This window comes from Salicola sp. Rm-C-2C1-2 (genome assembly GCF_040196175.1).
Lineage (GTDB): Bacteria > Pseudomonadota > Gammaproteobacteria > Pseudomonadales > Oleiphilaceae > Halospina.
Genome location: NZ_JBEFNF010000001.1, coordinates 1190987 through 1207765, shown reverse-complemented (window position 1 = coordinate 1207765; position 16779 = coordinate 1190987). Strand labels below are relative to the sequence as shown.

Annotated in this window: 15 protein-coding genes and 2 tRNA genes; 9 read left to right on the top strand and 8 right to left on the bottom strand. The window is 58.4% G+C overall.

All coding sequences use genetic code 11. From position 1 onward, the window contains the following. Positions 1 to 155 precede the first annotated feature (155 nt). The 3 genes from gltX (at position 156) to AAF659_RS05545 (ending at position 1869) form a co-directional block, all read left to right on the top strand. Complete coding sequence (gene gltX / locus AAF659_RS05555; RefSeq protein WP_349750687.1) at positions 156 to 1643, top strand: glutamate--tRNA ligase; 1488 nt, start codon at positions 156 to 158, stop codon at positions 1641 to 1643. Between the two features lie 65 nt (positions 1644 to 1708). After that, positions 1709 to 1784 (top strand) — tRNA-Ala (locus AAF659_RS05550). Positions 1785 to 1793: 9 nt separating this feature from the next. Further along, positions 1794 to 1869 (top strand) — tRNA-Glu (locus AAF659_RS05545). Positions 1870 to 1929: 60 nt separating this feature from the next. Here the strand turns inward: AAF659_RS05545 and AAF659_RS05540 are convergent. The 4 genes from AAF659_RS05540 to AAF659_RS05525 all read right to left on the bottom strand — a co-directional run bounded on the left by AAF659_RS05540 (position 1930) and on the right by AAF659_RS05525 (position 5819). Continuing rightward, entirely contained in the window at positions 1930 to 2781 is an 852-nt protein-coding gene (locus tag AAF659_RS05540) for a 6-carboxytetrahydropterin synthase (protein ID WP_349750686.1), read from the bottom strand. Between the two features lie 69 nt (positions 2782 to 2850). Then, the gene (locus tag AAF659_RS05535) at positions 2851 to 3936 is read right to left on the bottom strand and encodes a response regulator (protein ID WP_349750685.1); all 1086 of its coding nucleotides are present in this window, start codon (positions 3934 to 3936) and stop codon (positions 2851 to 2853) included. Between the two features lie 48 nt (positions 3937 to 3984). After that, entirely contained in the window at positions 3985 to 5229 is a 1245-nt protein-coding gene (locus tag AAF659_RS05530; RefSeq protein WP_349750684.1) for an MORN repeat-containing protein, read from the bottom strand. 125 nt (positions 5230 to 5354) lie between these two features. Beyond that, positions 5355 to 5819 carry a hypothetical protein gene (locus tag AAF659_RS05525; protein ID WP_349750683.1) on the bottom strand — a complete coding sequence of 155 codons (465 nt, stop codon included), beginning with the start codon at positions 5817 to 5819 and terminating at the stop codon, positions 5355 to 5357. A 142-nt stretch (positions 5820 to 5961) separates the two neighbouring features. On the opposite strand from AAF659_RS05525, the gene AAF659_RS05520 reads away from it, so the two are divergent. Then, on the top strand, positions 5962 to 8886 hold the full coding sequence (locus AAF659_RS05520; RefSeq protein ID WP_349750682.1) for an insulinase family protein: 2925 nt from the start codon (positions 5962 to 5964) through the stop codon (positions 8884 to 8886). Here the strand turns inward: AAF659_RS05520 and ppsR are convergent, their stop codons facing one another. Beyond that, positions 8887 to 9705, bottom strand: coding sequence for a posphoenolpyruvate synthetase regulatory kinase/phosphorylase PpsR (gene ppsR / locus AAF659_RS05515; RefSeq protein ID WP_349750681.1), 819 nt, complete (start codon positions 9703 to 9705; stop codon positions 8887 to 8889). It abuts the gene before it with no gap. Between the two features lie 168 nt (positions 9706 to 9873). On the opposite strand from ppsR, the gene ppsA reads away from it, so the two are divergent. The 4 genes from ppsA (at position 9874) to AAF659_RS05495 (ending at position 14190) form a co-directional block, all read left to right on the top strand. Then, the gene (gene ppsA / locus AAF659_RS05510) at positions 9874 to 12249 is read left to right on the top strand and encodes a phosphoenolpyruvate synthase (protein WP_349750680.1); all 2376 of its coding nucleotides are present in this window, start codon (positions 9874 to 9876) and stop codon (positions 12247 to 12249) included. Between the two features lie 41 nt (positions 12250 to 12290). Next, positions 12291 to 13217: an alpha/beta fold hydrolase gene (locus AAF659_RS05505; RefSeq protein WP_349750679.1), complete on the top strand. Its 927-nt coding sequence runs from the start codon at positions 12291 to 12293 to the stop codon at positions 13215 to 13217. Between the two features lie 25 nt (positions 13218 to 13242). Continuing rightward, entirely contained in the window at positions 13243 to 13740 is a 498-nt protein-coding gene (gene rraA / locus AAF659_RS05500; protein ID WP_349750678.1) for a ribonuclease E activity regulator RraA, read from the top strand. 153 nt (positions 13741 to 13893) lie between these two features. Then, positions 13894 to 14190 (top strand): PilZ domain-containing protein, encoded by a 297-nt coding sequence (locus AAF659_RS05495; RefSeq protein WP_349750677.1) that lies wholly within the window; start codon positions 13894 to 13896, stop codon positions 14188 to 14190. Between the two features lie 6 nt (positions 14191 to 14196). On the opposite strand, the gene AAF659_RS05490 is transcribed toward AAF659_RS05495, so the two are convergent. Together AAF659_RS05490 and AAF659_RS05485 are read right to left on the bottom strand one after the other, a co-directional pair. Further along, positions 14197 to 14886 (bottom strand): TIGR04211 family SH3 domain-containing protein, encoded by a 690-nt coding sequence (locus tag AAF659_RS05490; RefSeq protein WP_349750676.1) that lies wholly within the window; start codon positions 14884 to 14886, stop codon positions 14197 to 14199. Between the two features lie 65 nt (positions 14887 to 14951). Continuing rightward, positions 14952 to 15251, bottom strand: coding sequence for a YciI family protein (locus AAF659_RS05485; RefSeq protein WP_349750675.1), 300 nt, complete (start codon positions 15249 to 15251; stop codon positions 14952 to 14954). A 112-nt stretch (positions 15252 to 15363) separates the two neighbouring features. Between AAF659_RS05485 and AAF659_RS05480 the strand changes: the two genes are divergently transcribed. Continuing rightward, positions 15364 to 16245 (top strand): PHP domain-containing protein, encoded by an 882-nt coding sequence (locus AAF659_RS05480; protein WP_349750674.1) that lies wholly within the window; start codon positions 15364 to 15366, stop codon positions 16243 to 16245. On the opposite strand, the gene AAF659_RS05475 is transcribed toward AAF659_RS05480, so the two are convergent. Then, positions 16233 to 16772 carry a YecA/YgfB family protein gene (locus AAF659_RS05475; protein ID WP_349750673.1) on the bottom strand — a complete coding sequence of 180 codons (540 nt, stop codon included), beginning with the start codon at positions 16770 to 16772 and terminating at the stop codon, positions 16233 to 16235. The two genes, AAF659_RS05480 and AAF659_RS05475, sit on opposite strands and share 13 nt — an antisense overlap. Positions 16773 to 16779: the final 7 nt, after the last annotated feature.

Below are 16779 nucleotides of genomic sequence, written 5' to 3'. Positions count from 1 at the left end.
TAACATAACGTATTCGGAAAAATGGCATTTTATCCAATCAAAACGGAGCAGGCTATAGGGGAGGATACGAAAGGACGACCCATACCGGTGGAAGCGTTATAATACGCGCTTTCATGCAGCCGATGCCGACCGATTCCAGGAGCCAGGAAACAGACATGACCGTCAGAACCCGAATCGCCCCTTCGCCCACCGGCGACCCCCATGTGGGGACCGCTTACATTGCACTGTTCAATCAGTGTTTCGCCCGCCAACACGGAGGGCAGTTCATTCTGCGTATTGAGGATACTGATCAGGTACGGAGCACAGTTGAGTCCGAGCAGGCCATACTGGATTCCCTGCGCTGGCTCGGACTGGAATGGGACGAGGGGCCCGATGTAGGTGGTGAGTACGGCCCCTACCGCCAGTCTGAGCGGTCTGACGAGTACCGGGCTTACGCGGAGCAGCTGGTGGAAACGGGCTATGCGTTCTATTGCTTCCGGACGCCTGAGGAGCTGGATGCCATCCGTGATGCTCGCAAGGAGCAGGGGCTCAATCCAGGCATCAAGGGCGAGCTGGAGCTGCCAGCGGAGGAAGTAAAGCGCCGTAGGGAGGCTGGTGAGCCCTGTGTGATCCGGATGAAAGTGCCGGATCAGGGAGTATGCGAGATTGATGACATGCTGCGGGGGACTGTCACGATCGACTGGGCCCAGATTGACTGCCAGGTCCTGCTTAAGTCTGACGGTATGCCCACCTATCACCTGGCGAACGTGGTGGATGATCACCGTATGGGCATCACGCATGTGATCCGTGGTGAAGAATGGATCAATTCAGCGCCCAAGCACAAGCTGCTCTATGAGTATTTCGGCTGGCAAATGCCACAGCTTTGCCATATGCCGCTTCTGCGTAATGAGGATGGCACAAAGCTCAGCAAGCGTAAGAACCCCACGAGCATCAGTCTGTATGAGCGCCTCGGATTCATGCCCGAGGCCGTGTTGAACTTTCTCGGGCGTATGGGGTGGTCCATGCCGGACGAGCGGGAGCGGTTTACATTGGCGCAGATGCAGGCGGCGTTTGATATTTATCGCGTTTCCCTCGGCGGTCCGGTATTCGATCAGGCCAAGCTGCGGTGGCTCAATGGTCTGTGGATCCGCGAGACGCTGAGCGATGACGCCTTCATGGAGCGGGTCGGCAACTGGTGGTTCAATCCGGAGCAGCTGGCACCACTGGTGCCGCATCTGAAGAGTAGAATCGAGACCTTTTCAGACATTGCTCCCATGGCCAATTTCATGTTCTCAGGTATGTTGGATGTGCGACCGGAAGACTTCGCGCATCGCAAGCTGGAACAGGAAACGGTGCGCCGGATCCTGCAGTTTGCCTTGTGGCGGCTTGAAGCCGAGCGCCATTGGAGCCGTGAAACGGTTTTTGCCGATCTCAAGACCCTCGCGGGCGCCATGGGGATCAAAGTGGGCGAGTTCATGTTCCCGATCTTTGTAGCTGTTGCGGGTACTCCGAACTCCTGGTCGGTGGTGGACTCCATGGCGCTTCTTGGACCGGATGTGAGCCGAGCGCGCCTGCGCCATGCGCTGAATGTGCTGGGCGGCTTTTCGAAAAAACAGACGAAGAAAATTGAGAAAGAATACGCTGCGCTGGCGGCGCATGAATAAAGACGGAAATCAGGGGTTGACGCGTGCCCGGAACGTCTCTAATATTCGCACTCGTTGGACGCAGTGGGGCCATAGCTCAGTTGGGAGAGCGCGGCGCTGGCAGCGCCGAGGTCGGGAGTTCGAGCCTCCCTGGCTCCACCACTTCTTTCCGTCCCGTTCGTCTAGAGGCCTAGGACACCGCCCTTTCACGGCGGTAACAGGGGTTCGAGTCCCCTACGGGACGCCAGATTCAAAAAAGCCGGCCATAAGGCCGGCTTTTTTTATGCCTGATTCCTGAGAATAGCAGTCAGGTCTCCGCGATGGCGCCCTTGTTCACGCCTTCAAAGGCGTAAACTTCGAAGCGGTTTTCTGGCTCAAGCTTGTGTGTTTCATCCCGTAGATAACAGGCAATCCACTCCACCGTGGTATCCGTCTCCATGATTTCGGTGCGCGCGGCGGGCAGGGCGATTTCAAAATGCCCCTGGTCCGAATCGTAGCTGAACCGATGGTAGGTCAAACCGTCGTCCTCAAAGGTCTCAACGCGATCCGCCGCGCTTGCCAGATAGATATCACACCAGCGATTGCCCCAGTAGTGCTCCAGATCTGGAGCTCGCTGGCCGTTGCGCAGGATCCGGATACGGGAACGGTGGCCATGGGCGATGCGCTGACAGTTGCCATCGTGTTTTTTCAGCCCATGGGCGTAGTGGTACCAGGCGCCTTCAATAGCCTCGAGACGCAGGGTGACGGCCACGCTTTGTACGTTGTCCGGAAGGATGCGTTCCAGGCTTTGAGAAAGCTGCTCAGCGATCGTATGGCGGTCAATCGTCTCGCCGGGGACTGCGGCGACTGCCTGGGCAGGTGCTCGGTGTTCGATCCAAGTGCCGTCATCTAGGCGCCAACGGAGATCGGCCGGTTTCTGGGGATCCGGCCATCGCAGGCCGGGGTAGTCCGCTGGAACCAGCAGCCGGTGATCCACCTGATGGTCAATATGCGCTTTGATGGTACTTTTGACATGTCCGAAGTCAAAGACCATACCGGCCTCATTGAGGTCGCCGGCAAGCTCGATATCCACGATCCAGCTTTCGCCTACCAGGCCCCGGTGGCGGTCCAGGTAGGCAAAGTCAATGACGGTGAGGTTGTCCACGAAGAGACGATTCATGATGCGGTGGCTGCCTGTGGCGTTAAACGTCACAATGATAGCAGATCACCGCATTCTACGGGCAGACGCTCAGCCAATCAGGCCCCCCAGCCAGGCGATACCGAGGCTGAAGATGCCGAGGCTCACAGCCAGTGCCACGGTGTAAAGCCGTGCGGTTGTGGTCTTCTGCTCACGCCGGTACAGGTCCAGAGTGCGCTGGGCTACTTCCTCTGACGTATCCCGCGCGATGTCATGAGCTTGCTGAACTGCTTCAGATTGCAGCGACTGCCAGAATTCCGTGTCCACAGTCTGTGCTGCGGTGAGGTGATCCTTGAGTGCGTTGAGGTCGCTTTCCGTAAGGCCCTGGCGGCTCTGTTCACGGATCTCCCTTCGCAACTCGTTGAGTTCATTGCCCAGGTTGAGTGTGACCTCAGCCGCCACTTCATTCTGGAGTGACTCCAGTCGGCCTTCCACCAGTTCGCGGAAATCCGCTGTCTGCTTTTCAATGACCTCCTCGCGTCGTCGCTCACTATCCTCGATCAGGCGGCGGACATGGTCATGCTGTTCATCGAAGAGGCTTGAAAGCAGTTCATGCAGCCGGTTATGGATATGGGTTTTCACTGCCGAGCGCGCGATCTGTTCGATCAGCTCTGTGGTTAGAGGAACGGTTTCGTCCCCGCTTTCAGCACTCTGGGCGTCGTCCGTAAGGCGCACATTGGCCTGGGTTTCAAGCGGCTCTGACTCATCCGGTGTCTCAGCCACGTCTTCCGGAGCTGGTGGTTCTGGCAGTGTTCCCTGATTAAGGTCCTCGGTCAGAGCGGTAAGGATGCTGTCGAGTCCATCAGCCTGGGGCGGCTTGGTCAGGATTTTGTAGACACCGTAGTTCTGCGCATCCTGGATGAAATCATCCGACTTCTTCGAAGTGCACATGATCACGGGGATGTGCGCTGTGGCAGGATTGCGCTTAATCGCCTTGGCAGCCTCAACACCGTTCATGCCCGGCATCAGGTGATCCATGAAGATAACGTCTGGTTGCTGCTCACTGTTGAGCAGATCCAGTGCTTCCTCAGCTGAACCGGCCATGCCTACGTCCATGTTCCGGCTCTCAAGGAGCTTGCTCAGAGCGAAGCGGGCGACCTTGGAGTCGTCCACCAGCAGGGCGGTATTGATAGCCATCTGATCTCCTCTTGCGTACTGCGTTGTTGCCGGATCGGCTGCCATGATTCACCACGCCTCCATTGATGGACATTGGGTTGCCCGGTAGCTGCCCTCGCGATAGCACACCCCTGGCTCTGAGGTCCGTGCGGTAAAGATTTCGCCTTCTGGTGTCGTCATACGGACTTCGCCATAGGGCTCACCGTCCCGGAAAGTGCTTTCAATGCGCGCTCCGCTGGGATGACGGATCTCGCCCTTGCCGTGGAAACGGCCATCGACGAACTCTCCCTGGTATTGGCGGCCACTGGCGAACGTCCGGACGCCGTCACCGTGAAACCGGTTGTTGGCGAAATCACCACGATAATAGCTGCCATCAGGGTAGGTCAGGCGCCCCTCACCATGGAGCTCACCGTCACGGAAATCACCCACGTACATGAGTCCATCAGCGGTGGTCAGGGTACCATGACCGTTGAGTTCCCCATCTTCCCAGTTACCCGTGAAGGTGTCGCCGTTGCTCGCGGTGAGGGTGCCCCGCCCGTGGTATTCGCCATCCTGGAATTGGCCTTCATAGACATCCCCATTGGGCCGCTGCAGCTTGCCTTCTCCATGCATCGTGCCGTCTTTCCATTCGCCCTCGTAGATACGCCCGTCCGGAAAGTGGGCCGTCCCCTGGCCGTGGAATTCGCCGCTACGGAACTCGCCCTCATAGGTTAGGCCGTCGCTGTCCCGGTAGGTACCTTCGCCGGTTTTTACACCATGTTTCCAGGTGCCGTTGCGGTAACGCACAGTGGTATAGCGGTCAAGACGCGCCATCAGGGTGGGGGAATCACCGGCGTCTAGATGGATCTGTTCCCGCCACGTGCTGTGCTTGGGCTTACTGATCTCTACGGTATAGGTTCCCGGCTCCAGCTCCAGATCCATTGCTGTCGAGCCCCTGGGTTCGCCGTTGATCCGCACCTGGTCATTGTAGACATTGGATCGCAGCGTCAGCTGTGCCTGTGTCGGTTTTTGTTCCACTGCGGCCTCGGCAGAGGCCCGGGTCGGCTCCGTGTTCGAACTCCGGGGCTCCTGTCTCAGTGCGCTTGTGCCGGTTTCGGGGATACGAACGGTCGGTATGACCCGGGGTATCGCTTCAGTAGCGAGCTCAGCGTTGCTGTCGCTGTTGCTCTCAGTGGCATCAGTGTTGGGCTGGGAAACGGGCGGGATACGTGAACCCACCAGTTCCGGAGAGCGCTGGATGGTGGCAAAGCCGGCCGTGACCAGCAGCATGATTGCGAGAAAGTTCGCAAACAGCAGTGGTTTATAGTCGATCATTGTAGGCCACTCCGTTCGTTCCGGTACGCCGGGTCTGTAGTGACAGGCCGGCGCGGAGGCTAACCCGTCAATCTGGTCTCATATTATCTGAGAACGCGTGATGGCTGCGTGAAGTGACGCACTTTTCAGTGGTTTCCCGTGCGGCTGTGCTGCTGCAGTTCCTCCCAGGCGCGCATGTGAACGTCTGCTTCGTATTCATAGGGTGACTTAAAAGGGGTGAGAACAAGGTCAAAAACCGCGAAAAGCAGGCCTACAGAAACCCAGGAAAGTACCAGTGTTTCCAGAGTGGTGGCCTGAACCTCGGCGGTTGCATCCACAAAACGCTCAAGATGGGGCAGCGCATTGTCCACCAGTGCGACGGGGTTGAACCGGGCAAACACCAGCGGGATCCAGAACCCAAGAAATATCGGGAAGAACCCGAAGGACCACAGGATACGGCGGAGCAGGTAGACCATCAGGGCGTTGACGTAACGTCGTCGCAGCTCCGGTATGCTTCGAATCTCCTCAAGATAGCGCTTGCGCTCAACCCAGTAGGCTTCAACCCGGGGACGGGACCCGGAAGTGTCGGTGTGCTGGTTTTGGCTGGTCAAGGATAGTCCATTCTATAGCTGTCCAGTGTCCCCTTACTATAAACAAGATGTGCGTGGTTGCCAGAGTGAGCTGGCTCGGGCTGTGGGAACACAGGGCTGCAACCGCTAGAATGGCCACACATTTAACAGACAGGATGAGGGCATGCTGGATCAGGCGGAACCGCAGGTTCACCCGGCTTTCGAGTGGGTACGCAATCACCGGATCGAGACACTTCACCTTGAGGTGGAGGAGTATCGTCATCGGGCCACCGGAGCATGTCATCTGCATCTTGCTTCGGATAACGACGAGAATGTTTTCCTGGTGGCGCTTCGAACTTTTCCCATGGACTCCACAGGCGTTGCGCATATTCTGGAGCACACGGCACTGTGTGGTAGCGAAAACTACCCCACGCGTGATCCGTTCTTCATGATGATTCAGCGTTCGCTGAATACCTTCATGAACGCCCTGACCAGCAGTGACTGGACCGCATATCCCTTCGCCAGCCGTAACCGGAAAGATTTTGATAACCTGTTGTCGGTCTACTTGGACTCCGTCTTCTTTTCAAATCTGGATCCTCTCGACTTTGCACAGGAAGGGCATCGGCTTGAGTTTGAAACGCCGGATGACCCGAGCACCCCTCTGGTGCACCGGGGCGTGGTCTATAATGAGATGAAGGGAGCTATGAGTTCTCCCGTATCCCAGCTTTGGCAGACGTTGTCCAAGCATCTTTTCCCGACTACCACCTATCACTATAACAGTGGTGGTGAGCCGGACCACATCGTCGACCTGACCTATGAGCAGCTGGTTGAGTTCTACCGGCGCCATTACCACCCCAGCAACGCCATTTTTGCCACCTTCGGTGATATTCCCGCGCACGAGCACCAGCAGCGTTTCGAATCGCTGGCATTGAACCGATTCTCGGCGGCAGAGATTGATCTGCGTGTGCGCAATGAGAAGCGCTACTACGCGCCGGTAAGGGTTCAGGAGCATTACGGTGTGGATCCCGGTGAAGGCACTGAAAACCGCACCCACGTGGTTATGGGTTGGCTGCTCGGTGAAAGCTTTGATCTGGAGCAGAATCTCGAGGCTGAACTGCTGGCGGCAGTGCTGCTTGAGAACAGCGCATCCCCGCTGCTTCAGGCGCTTGAGACGACCGATCTGGGCCAGGCTCCCTCGCCGCTGTGCGGGCTGGAGGATTCCAACCGGGAAATGACCTTTGTCTGCGGTATTGAGGGGACCGAACCGGGTCGGGCTGGAGAGGTTGAGGCGCTGATCCTGGAGACAGTCGAGCGCGTGGCACGGGAAGGCGTTGCTCATGAAAAGCTGGAAGCCATCGTGCATCAGTTGGAGCTGCAACAGCGCGAGATTTCCGGAGATGGCTTTCCGTACGGCCTGCAGCTGATTATGCAGGCACTATCGCCCATGGTGCATGGCGGCGACCCGGTGGAGTTGTTGGATCTGGAACCGGTGCTGGAAAGGCTGCGGGAGCGTATTCGTGATCCCGACTATGTGCCCGGGCTGATCCGTCGTCTGTTGCTGGATAATCCGCACCGGGTGCGGTTGGCTCTGGCGCCAGATACAAGCTTGAACGAACGTCGCGATCATGCTGTCCGTGAAGCACTTGAGCAGCGCAGAGAAAGCCTTACCGATGACGAGCAACGCACGCTTGTTGAACAGGCGCAGGCCCTGGAAGCGCGTCAGAATGAGGAAGCGGACGACAGCATGCTGCCGAGAGTGGGCATTGAGGATGTGCCAGCCTCAATCCGGGTCCCGGAAGGCGAGGTGGACGGATCCGGGCGCATCACCCGCTATCACATGGGCACCAACGGACTGGTCTACCAGCAGCTGGTTGTGCCGCTTCCGGATCTGGCACCTGAGCACCGCCAGCTTCTGCCCATCTATTCGAGCATGCTGAGCGAGGTGGGTGCGGGCTCTGATGACTACCTGCGGATGCAGGACCGTATTTCGGCGAGCAGTGGCGGCATCAGCGGGGCAGCCACGATCAAGGGTGAGGTGGACGATGTCCAATCTGTGCGTGGCTACTTTACTCTGGGTGGCAAGGCTCTGGCCGCGAACAGCGATCATCTGGCGGCACTTCTACACGATGTAGCCACTGCCGCACGGTTTGATGAGAAGGCACGGGTGCGGGAGCTGGTAGCCCAGATGCGTGCCCGGCGTGAGCACTCGATTACTGGCAGTGGTCACGCGCTGGCCATGGGCGCTGCCTCACAGGGTGCCAGCCCGGGCGCGCGCCTCACTTATGAGCTTGGCGGCCTCGAGGGTATCCGGCAGCTGGTGGCACTGGATGACCGTCTTGATGAGGATGGCGAGCTTGATCGGTTCTGCCAGAAACTGTCGGAGCTCCATGAACAGATCCACTCCGGTGGGCCGGACTTCCTTTTGATCGGCGAGAGTGCCGGTCTGGAGGGGGCGGAAAAAGCCGTCAGCGCGCGCTGGACCATGGATAGCGCCAGAGCAGAAGGCGGTTTTGGGCTGGATCCGGTCAATGAGCAGGTCAATGAGGGCTGGCTCACGGCTACTCAGGTTAACTTCTGTGCGCGGGCTTTTCCGACCGTGCCGGTGGAACACCCTGATGCCGCGCCGCTGAGTGTGCTGGGTGTACTTCTGCGCAATGAGCACCTGCATCGCAGCATCCGCGAGCAGGGGGGCGCCTATGGCAGTGGCGCAGGGCAGGACAGTGCCAATGGGGTTTTCCGCTTCTTCTCCTACCGTGATCCGCGGCTTGAGGAAACACTGGCGGACTTCGACCGATCGTTGCACTGGCTTCACGGAGGAGGGCAGGCACCCGCCTCCGTGGAAGAGGCCATACTGGGAGTTATTTCCCAGCTGGATAGTCCGCGTTCGCCCGCGGGCGAGGCGCGTTTTGCGTATCAGAGCCAACTTTTCGGACGCACCCCCGAACAACAGCAACGTTTCCGCGAGCGCGTGCTTGCAGTGGATCTGGCATCAATGCAGCGGGCTGCGGAGCGTTGGCTCACGCCTGAGCGTGCCAGTACCGCTGTGGTTACCGGGCATGGTAACCGTGAGCGTGTGACGGACCTTGGTATGAGAGTGTTCGAGATCTGATCAGCGTGCGCGGCGCTCGATCCCGGTCTGGACAAGGATGCGGGTGGAAATCTCCTCCACCGAGTAGTCGGTGGTATTCAGGTTCGGAATCCGCTCGCGCCGATACATGCTCTCAGCTTCGTTGACCTCAAGTGCACACTGGCGCATGGAGGCGTAGCTGGAGTTTGGGCGACGTTCATTGCGGATCGCAGAGAGGCGGTTGGGATCAATGGTTAGCCCGAATAGCTTCTGCCGGTGAGGTTGCAGGGTTGAGGGAATCCGCTGCTCTTCCATGTCCTCTTCGGTCAGGGGGTAGTTTGCTGCCTTGATCCCGTACTGCAGAGCCAGGTACAAGCACGTTGGCGTCTTGCCGCTACGCGATGGCCCAACCAGGACCAGATCAGCATCGTCGTAGTAGCGGGTGCGGGCGCCGTCATCATTTTCAAGTGCGTAGTTGACGGCCTTGATCCGTTCCTCGTAGCCCCCGTCGCTGGAGATAGCGTGGGATTTGCCCACAGTATAGGAGGAGCTGGCGTGAAGCTCGTTTTCCAGTGGCGACAGGAAAGTGCCAAAGATGTCCACCATGAACGCTTCTGCCCGCGAAAGCTCGCCTCGGATTTTGCTGTCGACAATGGTGTCGAAAGTCAACGGCCGTGCGCCGTCAAGTTGCCCTGCCTTGTTGATCTGCGCTACTGCTTCCAGCGCCTTCTGAACGGAGTCGATGTAGGGAAGGGTGATTTTTTCGAACTGAATGTTATCGAACTGGGCAAGAAGGCTGTTGCCGAGCGCCTCGGCAGTAATGCCTGTGCCGTCGGAGATGAAGAAAGCGGTGCGTTTCATGGCGGTGAGACTCGGTTCAGACTTTAGCGGTATGCTAGGGCGATGCACAGATGTTGTGAACCCGCCTCGCATAATGGTGGAGATGACCCCGCCGGTTCCAGTATGATAAGCGGGCTCTGCAGGGCGTGTAGCGCCGCGGGTGACAGGCAATAACGAGGGAGATTGGCTTTGGACGATTTCATCATCGGTTTCGAGGAACTCGGCATGGACGATGTCGAGCGTGTGGGAGGTAAGAACGCTTCCCTCGGGGAGATGATCAGCAATCTCGCCAATGCCGGGGTGACAGTGCCCGGTGGGTTCGCCACCACAGCTAAGGCCTACCGCGAGTTTCTGGAGAAAGACGGGCTGCGCCAGTGCATTGATGAGACTCTGGACAGTCTGGACATCAATGATGTGAACGAACTGGCCCGGGTTGGAGCCAAGATCCGCCAGTGGGTCATCGATACCCCCTTTCCGGCAGCGCTGGAGGAGGTGATCGCGAAACGTTTTGCTGCCATGCAGGGCGACAATGAGCAGATGATGACGGTGGCGGTGCGCTCCTCCGCGACAGCAGAAGACCTTCCTGATGCCTCTTTCGCGGGTCAGCAGGAGACCTTCCTGAACATTGTTGGGCTGGACAATGTCAAGCTCGCCATCAAAGAGGTCTTTGCGTCGCTGTTCAACGACCGAGCGATTTCCTACCGGGTGCATCATGGTTTTGATCACAATAGAGTGGCACTCTCTGCCGGTATCCAGCGAATGGTGCGCAGTGAGACCGGTAGCAGCGGCGTTATGTTCACGCTGGATACCGAGTCCGGATTTCAGGACGTCGTGTTTGTTACCGCGTCCTATGGCCTGGGTGAGACTGTGGTTCAGGGTGCTGTAAACCCGGACGAATTCTACGTACACAAACCCACGTTTGAGGCTGGCCGCCCCGCGGTCCTGAGACGTAATCTCGGCAGCAAGGCCATTAAAATGGTCTATGCCGGTGACGGTGAAATGGGCAAATCGGTTGAGACGGTTAAAGTGGACGCTGACGACCGCAATCGGTTCTGCCTATCGGATGCGGACGTCACCGAGCTCACTCGCCAGGCGCTGACTATCGAGAAGCATTATGGCCGGCCCATGGATATTGAGTGGGCCAAGGATGGTGATACGGGGCAATTGTTCATCGTTCAGGCGCGCCCGGAGACGGTCCGCAGCCGTAAGGGGCTGCATACCATGGAGCGCTACCTGCTCAAGGAGAAAGGGTCGGTCATGGTCGAGGGGCGGAGTATCGGTCACCGCATTGGCGCCGGTCCGGCCCGGATCGTCACCAGTATCAACGAAATGGATCGTGTCCAAGAAGGGGATGTGCTGGTGACCGATATGACCGACCCTGACTGGGAGCCGGTCATGAAACGCTCTGCAGCAATCATCACCGACCGCGGCGGACGCACCTGTCACGCAGCCATCATTGCCAGGGAGCTGGGAATTCCTGCGGTTGTGGGCTGCGGCAATGCCTCTGAACTCATCCAGGAAGGGCAGGAGCTGACAGTCTCCTGCGCCGAAGGGGATACCGGTCTGGTCTATGACGGACGGCTTGATTTCGAACTGCGCGAGAACTCCGTCGAGTCCATGCCGAAGCTGCCGTTCCGCATCATGATGAACGTCGGCAACCCAGACAGAGCCTTTGATTTCCAGGCCATGCCCAACGAAGGTGTCGGACTTGCCCGGCTGGAATTCATCATCAACCGCATGATCGGAGTTCACCCTAAAGCGCTTCTGAATTTTGAATCACTGCCCGGCGATATCAAACAGACGGTTGAGAAACGGATCGCCGGTTACGATTCCCCGGTGGACTTCTACATCGACAAACTGGTTGAGGGGATTTCAACGCTCGCGGCTGCCTTCTATCCGAAGCCCGTCATTGTTCGTCTTTCGGACTTCAAGTCCAATGAATACGCCAACCTTATTGGTGGCACCCTGTATGAGCCGGATGAGGAAAACCCAATGCTGGGTTTCCGGGGTGCTTCCCGTTATATCTCGGACTCCTTCCGGGACTGCTTTGAACTTGAGTGCCGCGCTCTGACCCGTGTTCGCGATGAAATGGGCCTCAATAACGTTGAGGTCATGGTGCCGTTCGTGCGTACCCCCGGCGAGGGTCGTCAGGTCGTGGAGTTGCTGGCTGAGAATGGTCTGGAGCGAGGTCGTGAGGATCTGCGCGTGATCATGATGTGCGAGTTGCCGGCCAATGCGCTTCAAGCGGACGAGTTTCTGGAACATTTTGACGGCTTTTCCATCGGTTCCAATGATCTCACGCAGCTTACACTGGGGCTTGATCGGGACTCGGGAATCGTGGCGCACCTGTTTGATGAGCGCAATGAAGCGGTCAAGTCGTTGTTGGAGAATGCGATCGGCGCCTGCCGCAGAGCCAACAAATATGTTGGCATATGTGGCCAGGGTCCCTCGGATCATCCCGATCTGGCCAAATGGCTCATGGACCAGGGCATCGACAGTGTCTCGCTGAACCCGGATTCAGTGCTGGACACCTGGTTCTTCCTGGCGGAAGGGCAACAGTCCTGACCAGTCTGGTGTAATCCCGGATAACACGGAGAAAGGCGGGTATGCAGAGCAGCAGCCGGTTGTTTCCGGTGACCCTGTCGGCCACTGAAATGGCCGCTGACCTCTATGAGGATGTCTACCTGCTGAACCCTGGCGTGAGCCCGGATCCGAGCGTTCGCATCGCGGTGACCCGGGTCCGGGATCCGGCATGGCAAGGTGCGCGCGTGCCAGTGGTGCTCATTCACCGGGAATTCCAGAATAAGCGTCAGTGGCTCTCGCCCGGAGGGGAGGGGCTGGCTGCGCTGCTTGCCCGTTATGGCTTTGACGTCTGGCTTCCAGAGATGCGGGGTCATGGCATGTCGCCCCGCAATCGTGACTGGTCCCAGGGACACATTGGTCTTCTGGCGGAAGAGGACCTGCTGCCGGTGCAGCGTTTTGTGGAAGAACAGAGTGGTGTGCCACCAGCCTGGCTCGGCCAGGGGGTGGGGGCCCGCCTTCTGGCTTACGCCATGATCAACCATCAGCGCTTTCTGCGCCTTGTGCCTGCAGCTGTATTTGTTGATCCGGGGCGAGCCGGGTCCCACTGGACCGAATCCCGGGCCACCCTGGGCGAAAAGCTCGGATTGCGGCGCCGGCAGCGTTTTCTCGGCGGGCTCCATGGCTGGGGGCCGGAGGATGAGCCCAGTGCTCTGTTCCGGGACCTTTACCGAAGTCAGAAACGCTATCGCAAGGGCAAGGGGCATCCTACCCACGAGGGGCTGCGGGTGATTCGTTGTCCGGGGCTCGTGGTGGGTGTTGAGGACGACACTGACACCATACAGAGTTTTGCGAGGAGTCTTGGTGGTCAGGTCCGCCATACTCTGAGCCCGAGGAATGACAGTAGAAGCGCCGCTACCGGTCAGGGTAACCCGGGCACTGCGGTCCAGGATGATATCCGTGCCTGGCTGGCAGAACACACCCGTAACCTGCGGGCGGATAGTGTTGACTGAAATTGCGTTGGATAAGGAGAAAACTGTGTCGGAACAGACAATCGTTACACCGGATCTTGTGGATGAGCATCCGCAAGTGGCTGTGGTTGAGCCTATGTTTGTGAACCTGGGCGGACGCAGTGCATTTGGAGGCGAGATCGTCACCGTTAAGTGCTTTGAGGACAATTCAGTGGTCAAAGAACAGGTTGGCCAGGACGGGCAGGGAAAGGTTCTGGTCGTCGATGGTGGTGGTTCGCTCCGGATCGCCCTGTTGGGCGATATGCTGGCGGAAAAAGCATCCAAAAACGGCTGGCAGGGTGTGATCGTCTATGGCTGTATTCGTGACGTGGATGTAATCGGTGAGACTGACATCGGCGTCCAGGCGCTGGCCACTCATCCCCGCAAGAGTGAGAAGCGTGGTCTGGGAGATCTTAACGTGGCCCTGAGCTTTGGCGGTGTTACTTTTGAGCCCGGTCACTACGTTTACGCTGATAACAACGGCATTATTCTGTCTGCCGAGGCGCTGCCGGAGGCTTCCGCGTAGCTGGCTTTCCCGGGGGCCGGCGTGTCGGTTCGGCTCCCGTCCCTCCTTATGCTATCTAATTCTTTGACGCCCGCTGCCTCCTGCCGGTATAACGTACCGGAACCAGTAATAATAACAACGTTGAGGCAGGAACCTCTCATGACTGGAGATTCAATGCGGGACAACTCTGATAAGCGCGACTTCATCCGTATGAACGTCGATACGGCCATTGAGCTGATCGAGGATGAGCAAGGTCAAAGGATGGAAGGGCGGTGTGTGGATCTCAGCGCAACAGGCATGGCTGTTGAGATGGAGAAGGAGCTGGCGGAAGGTCAGTGCCTTCACACGTCACTGCCCTCCCATAATCCCGACTTTCCGCCGTTTGAGACCGTTGCCACCGTTCTGCGCAGCGAACCGCTCGATGATGGTCGGTGGCGCGTTGGTCTTCGGATCGATGAGGTTAAGCGTTGATCCTGATCAGGCCCAGCTGTCGCTTTTACGGCTGGGTTTGAGCAACGGAAAGAGAACGGCGATGAAAATGCCTGCAATCACCAAGCCACCACCAGTGAGGAGGAAGCTGGATTCCCGGCTGTCTTCGAGTCGCTGGTTCTCGTTGGTGAGCAGTTCCACCTCCTTGCGCAGTTCCTGACGTTCCTTGCGCAATTCCCGGTTGCGTTTTTCAAGTTTGATCGCATCTTCTGAAATGGAGCGGATGCGCTCAAGTTCATTATTTGTTTCCTCAAGCCGGGACTCGAGATCCTGTTTCGCCTGCTGGGCCTGCTCAAGCTTGGAACGGCTCTGTTCAAGCTTGGACTGCGCCTGTGAGAGCTCGTCCTCGGTTCTGGTCAGCTGCTCCTGGACATCCTGGAGGCGCTCCTCCGCAATGCGTTCTGCGCTCAGGAATCGGGTTGCGATGTAACCCTCTTCGCCATCACCAAAGCGTATTTTTGAATAGCCGGTTTCCTCGTCTTTCTCCAGGACTTCTACGGGTGTCCCGCTGCGTAGCGCGGACTCAATGATCCGGTATTCATTGCCGGGGCCGGAACGAACGGGGACGTAGATCACATCGTCCACATAGCGTTTTTCCGCCTGCGCCACGGATGCGAGCACAAGGATCAGCGGCACCAGCAAGCGCAGTGCCCTGTTCATGGCTTTCTGAGGGGTCATGATGTCATTCCCTGTTAAATGAAGTCAGGATTCTGCCACAGCCCAACGGCGTTGCCCAGTGAGGCTCAGGGGAGAACCGGTTTGAATGGCTTGACTGTTACCTTTTCGTAAACGCCTGCTTTGACGTAGGGGTCTGCATCCGCCCAGACCTGGGCATGGGCCAGTGATTCAAATTCGGCGACAACGAGGCTGCCTGTGAAGCCGGCATTGCCGGGTTCGGTGGTGTCTTCCGCGGGGAAAGGCCCGGCCATGAGCAGTCTCCCTTCGGTTTTCAGGGCTTCCAGGCGTTCAAGATGGGCGCTGCGTGCCTGTTTGCGCTGCTCCAGGCTGTCGGGTATATCTTCGGCGATGATGGCGTAGTACATCTGAATCTCCTTCCTGAACCCTCTGGTGGCGATGAGTGGCAATAGCCGGCTATGATAAGCTCCCGGCGTCATCCGCGCCAATCCCGGTTCGGAGACAGCATCGCGGAGCATTATGCGTATTGATGATGGAGCCAGATCGCTGCTTGCGGATCTGCATTGTCACAGCAACGCCTCCGACGGAGGCCTTTCACCAGCGGCTGTGGTGACCCGCGCCGCGCAGCAGGGCGTGGGCGTGTTAGCGCTGACAGACCATGACACTTTGGCAGGTCTGCCTCAAGCCCAGGCGGCGACAGCGGCTGAGGGCATTCACTTGATCAGTGGCGTGGAGCTGTCCTGCCTCTGGCATGGTCAGACGATTCATGTGGTAGGCCTGGATTTTGATCCGCAGGATGTCGGGTTCCAGCGGGTTCTGGACGGGCAAAGCCAGGTCCGCCATGAGAGAGCTGGAACCATCGATGAGCGGCTGCAAAAGCAGGGCCTTCCCTCGGTTCTGGGAGAGGCTCGTGCTCTCGCTGCGGGCGTCCCGGGACGGCCTCATTTTGCTCAGGCGCTGGTTGATACCGGGGTGGTTGCGGGGACTCGCCAGGCATTCCAGCGCTACCTCGGCACCGGTAAGGTGGGCGATGTGGCAACGTGCTGGCCGGAGTTGGCGACAGTTGTGAAATGGATCCGGGAGGCAGGAGGGATTGCCATACTGGCCCATCCCCGGCGTTACCGGTTGACCAATAACAAACTCAGGAAGCTCGTTGATGCGTTTCACGAGGCCGGAGGTCAGGCACTGGAAGTTCTGAGTGCGGGCCATTCGCGTCAGGACAGCGGCTATCTCACACGGCTGTGCATGGATAACGGGCTATGGGCGTCCGGGGGCAGTGATTTCCACTGGCCGGGCCGGCCCTGGTCGGAACTGGGGCGGCTCCCGGTCCTGCCTGACGGGCCCGAGCCGGTGTGGCGGCATTTCCGGGAAACAACCCGGGGTCGTCTTCAAGGCGAATGATAGTGCAGGTACAGGTCGGAGAGAAGCTCCGGTATTGCGTCCGCGTAGTCCGCCAGGCGTTTGGGGTCCTTGCGCGCCTGCTGGAAAGCCTCATCATCAAACAGGTTGGATAGGGTCAGTATGGGGGTCATCATCTCCCCGACTGTTTCCTCATCCTCTCCCAGCCACTGATCCTCATCCAGCAGGAAAGTGTCGGTAAAACCTGCGCACCAGTTTTCCAGCGCCTCTTCAGAGGTCTCTTCGTCTTCCGGTTCAGGCAGTTCCAGTGTGTGTCCCTGCTCCAGTTCCTGCTGAACAGTTCTTGCCAGCCGCGCTACCAGGGTTTGGAATTCGTCGGGCATGGCATCCCCACCGCTTTCAGGCTGGCCCGTGGCGATCGCATAGATGCGTTCGATCGACAGCGGTACCGGCCCAACCACTGACGCAGTGACAACGCCGTGCAGGCCGAAAACATCAAGCGCCTCGTCGCTCTGCCCGGGCGCGAACAGGATTGATTCCAGGGTTTCTACGTCCTGATCAGTCAGCATGCTGAAG

Coding starts and splice junctions, on each gene's coding strand:
- gltX (WP_349750687.1), top strand. CDS start 156: ATGACCGTCAGAACCCGAATCGCCCCTTCGCCCACCGGCGACCCCCAT.
- AAF659_RS05540 (WP_349750686.1), bottom strand. CDS start 2,781: ATGAATCGTCTCTTCGTGGACAACCTCACCGTCATTGACTTTGCCTAC.
- AAF659_RS05535 (WP_349750685.1), bottom strand. CDS start 3,936: ATGGCTATCAATACCGCCCTGCTGGTGGACGACTCCAAGGTCGCCCGC.
- AAF659_RS05530 (WP_349750684.1), bottom strand. CDS start 5,229: ATGATCGACTATAAACCACTGCTGTTTGCGAACTTTCTCGCAATCATG.
- AAF659_RS05520 (WP_349750682.1), top strand. CDS start 5,962: ATGCTGGATCAGGCGGAACCGCAGGTTCACCCGGCTTTCGAGTGGGTA.
- ppsR (WP_349750681.1), bottom strand. CDS start 9,705: ATGAAACGCACCGCTTTCTTCATCTCCGACGGCACAGGCATTACTGCC.
- AAF659_RS05505 (WP_349750679.1), top strand. CDS start 12,291: ATGCAGAGCAGCAGCCGGTTGTTTCCGGTGACCCTGTCGGCCACTGAA.
- AAF659_RS05495 (WP_349750677.1), top strand. CDS start 13,894: ATGCGGGACAACTCTGATAAGCGCGACTTCATCCGTATGAACGTCGAT.
- AAF659_RS05490 (WP_349750676.1), bottom strand. CDS start 14,886: ATGACCCCTCAGAAAGCCATGAACAGGGCACTGCGCTTGCTGGTGCCG.
- AAF659_RS05485 (WP_349750675.1), bottom strand. CDS start 15,251: ATGTACTACGCCATCATCGCCGAAGATATACCCGACAGCCTGGAGCAG.
- AAF659_RS05480 (WP_349750674.1), top strand. CDS start 15,364: ATGCGTATTGATGATGGAGCCAGATCGCTGCTTGCGGATCTGCATTGT.
- AAF659_RS05475 (WP_349750673.1), bottom strand. CDS start 16,772: ATGCTGACTGATCAGGACGTAGAAACCCTGGAATCAATCCTGTTCGCG.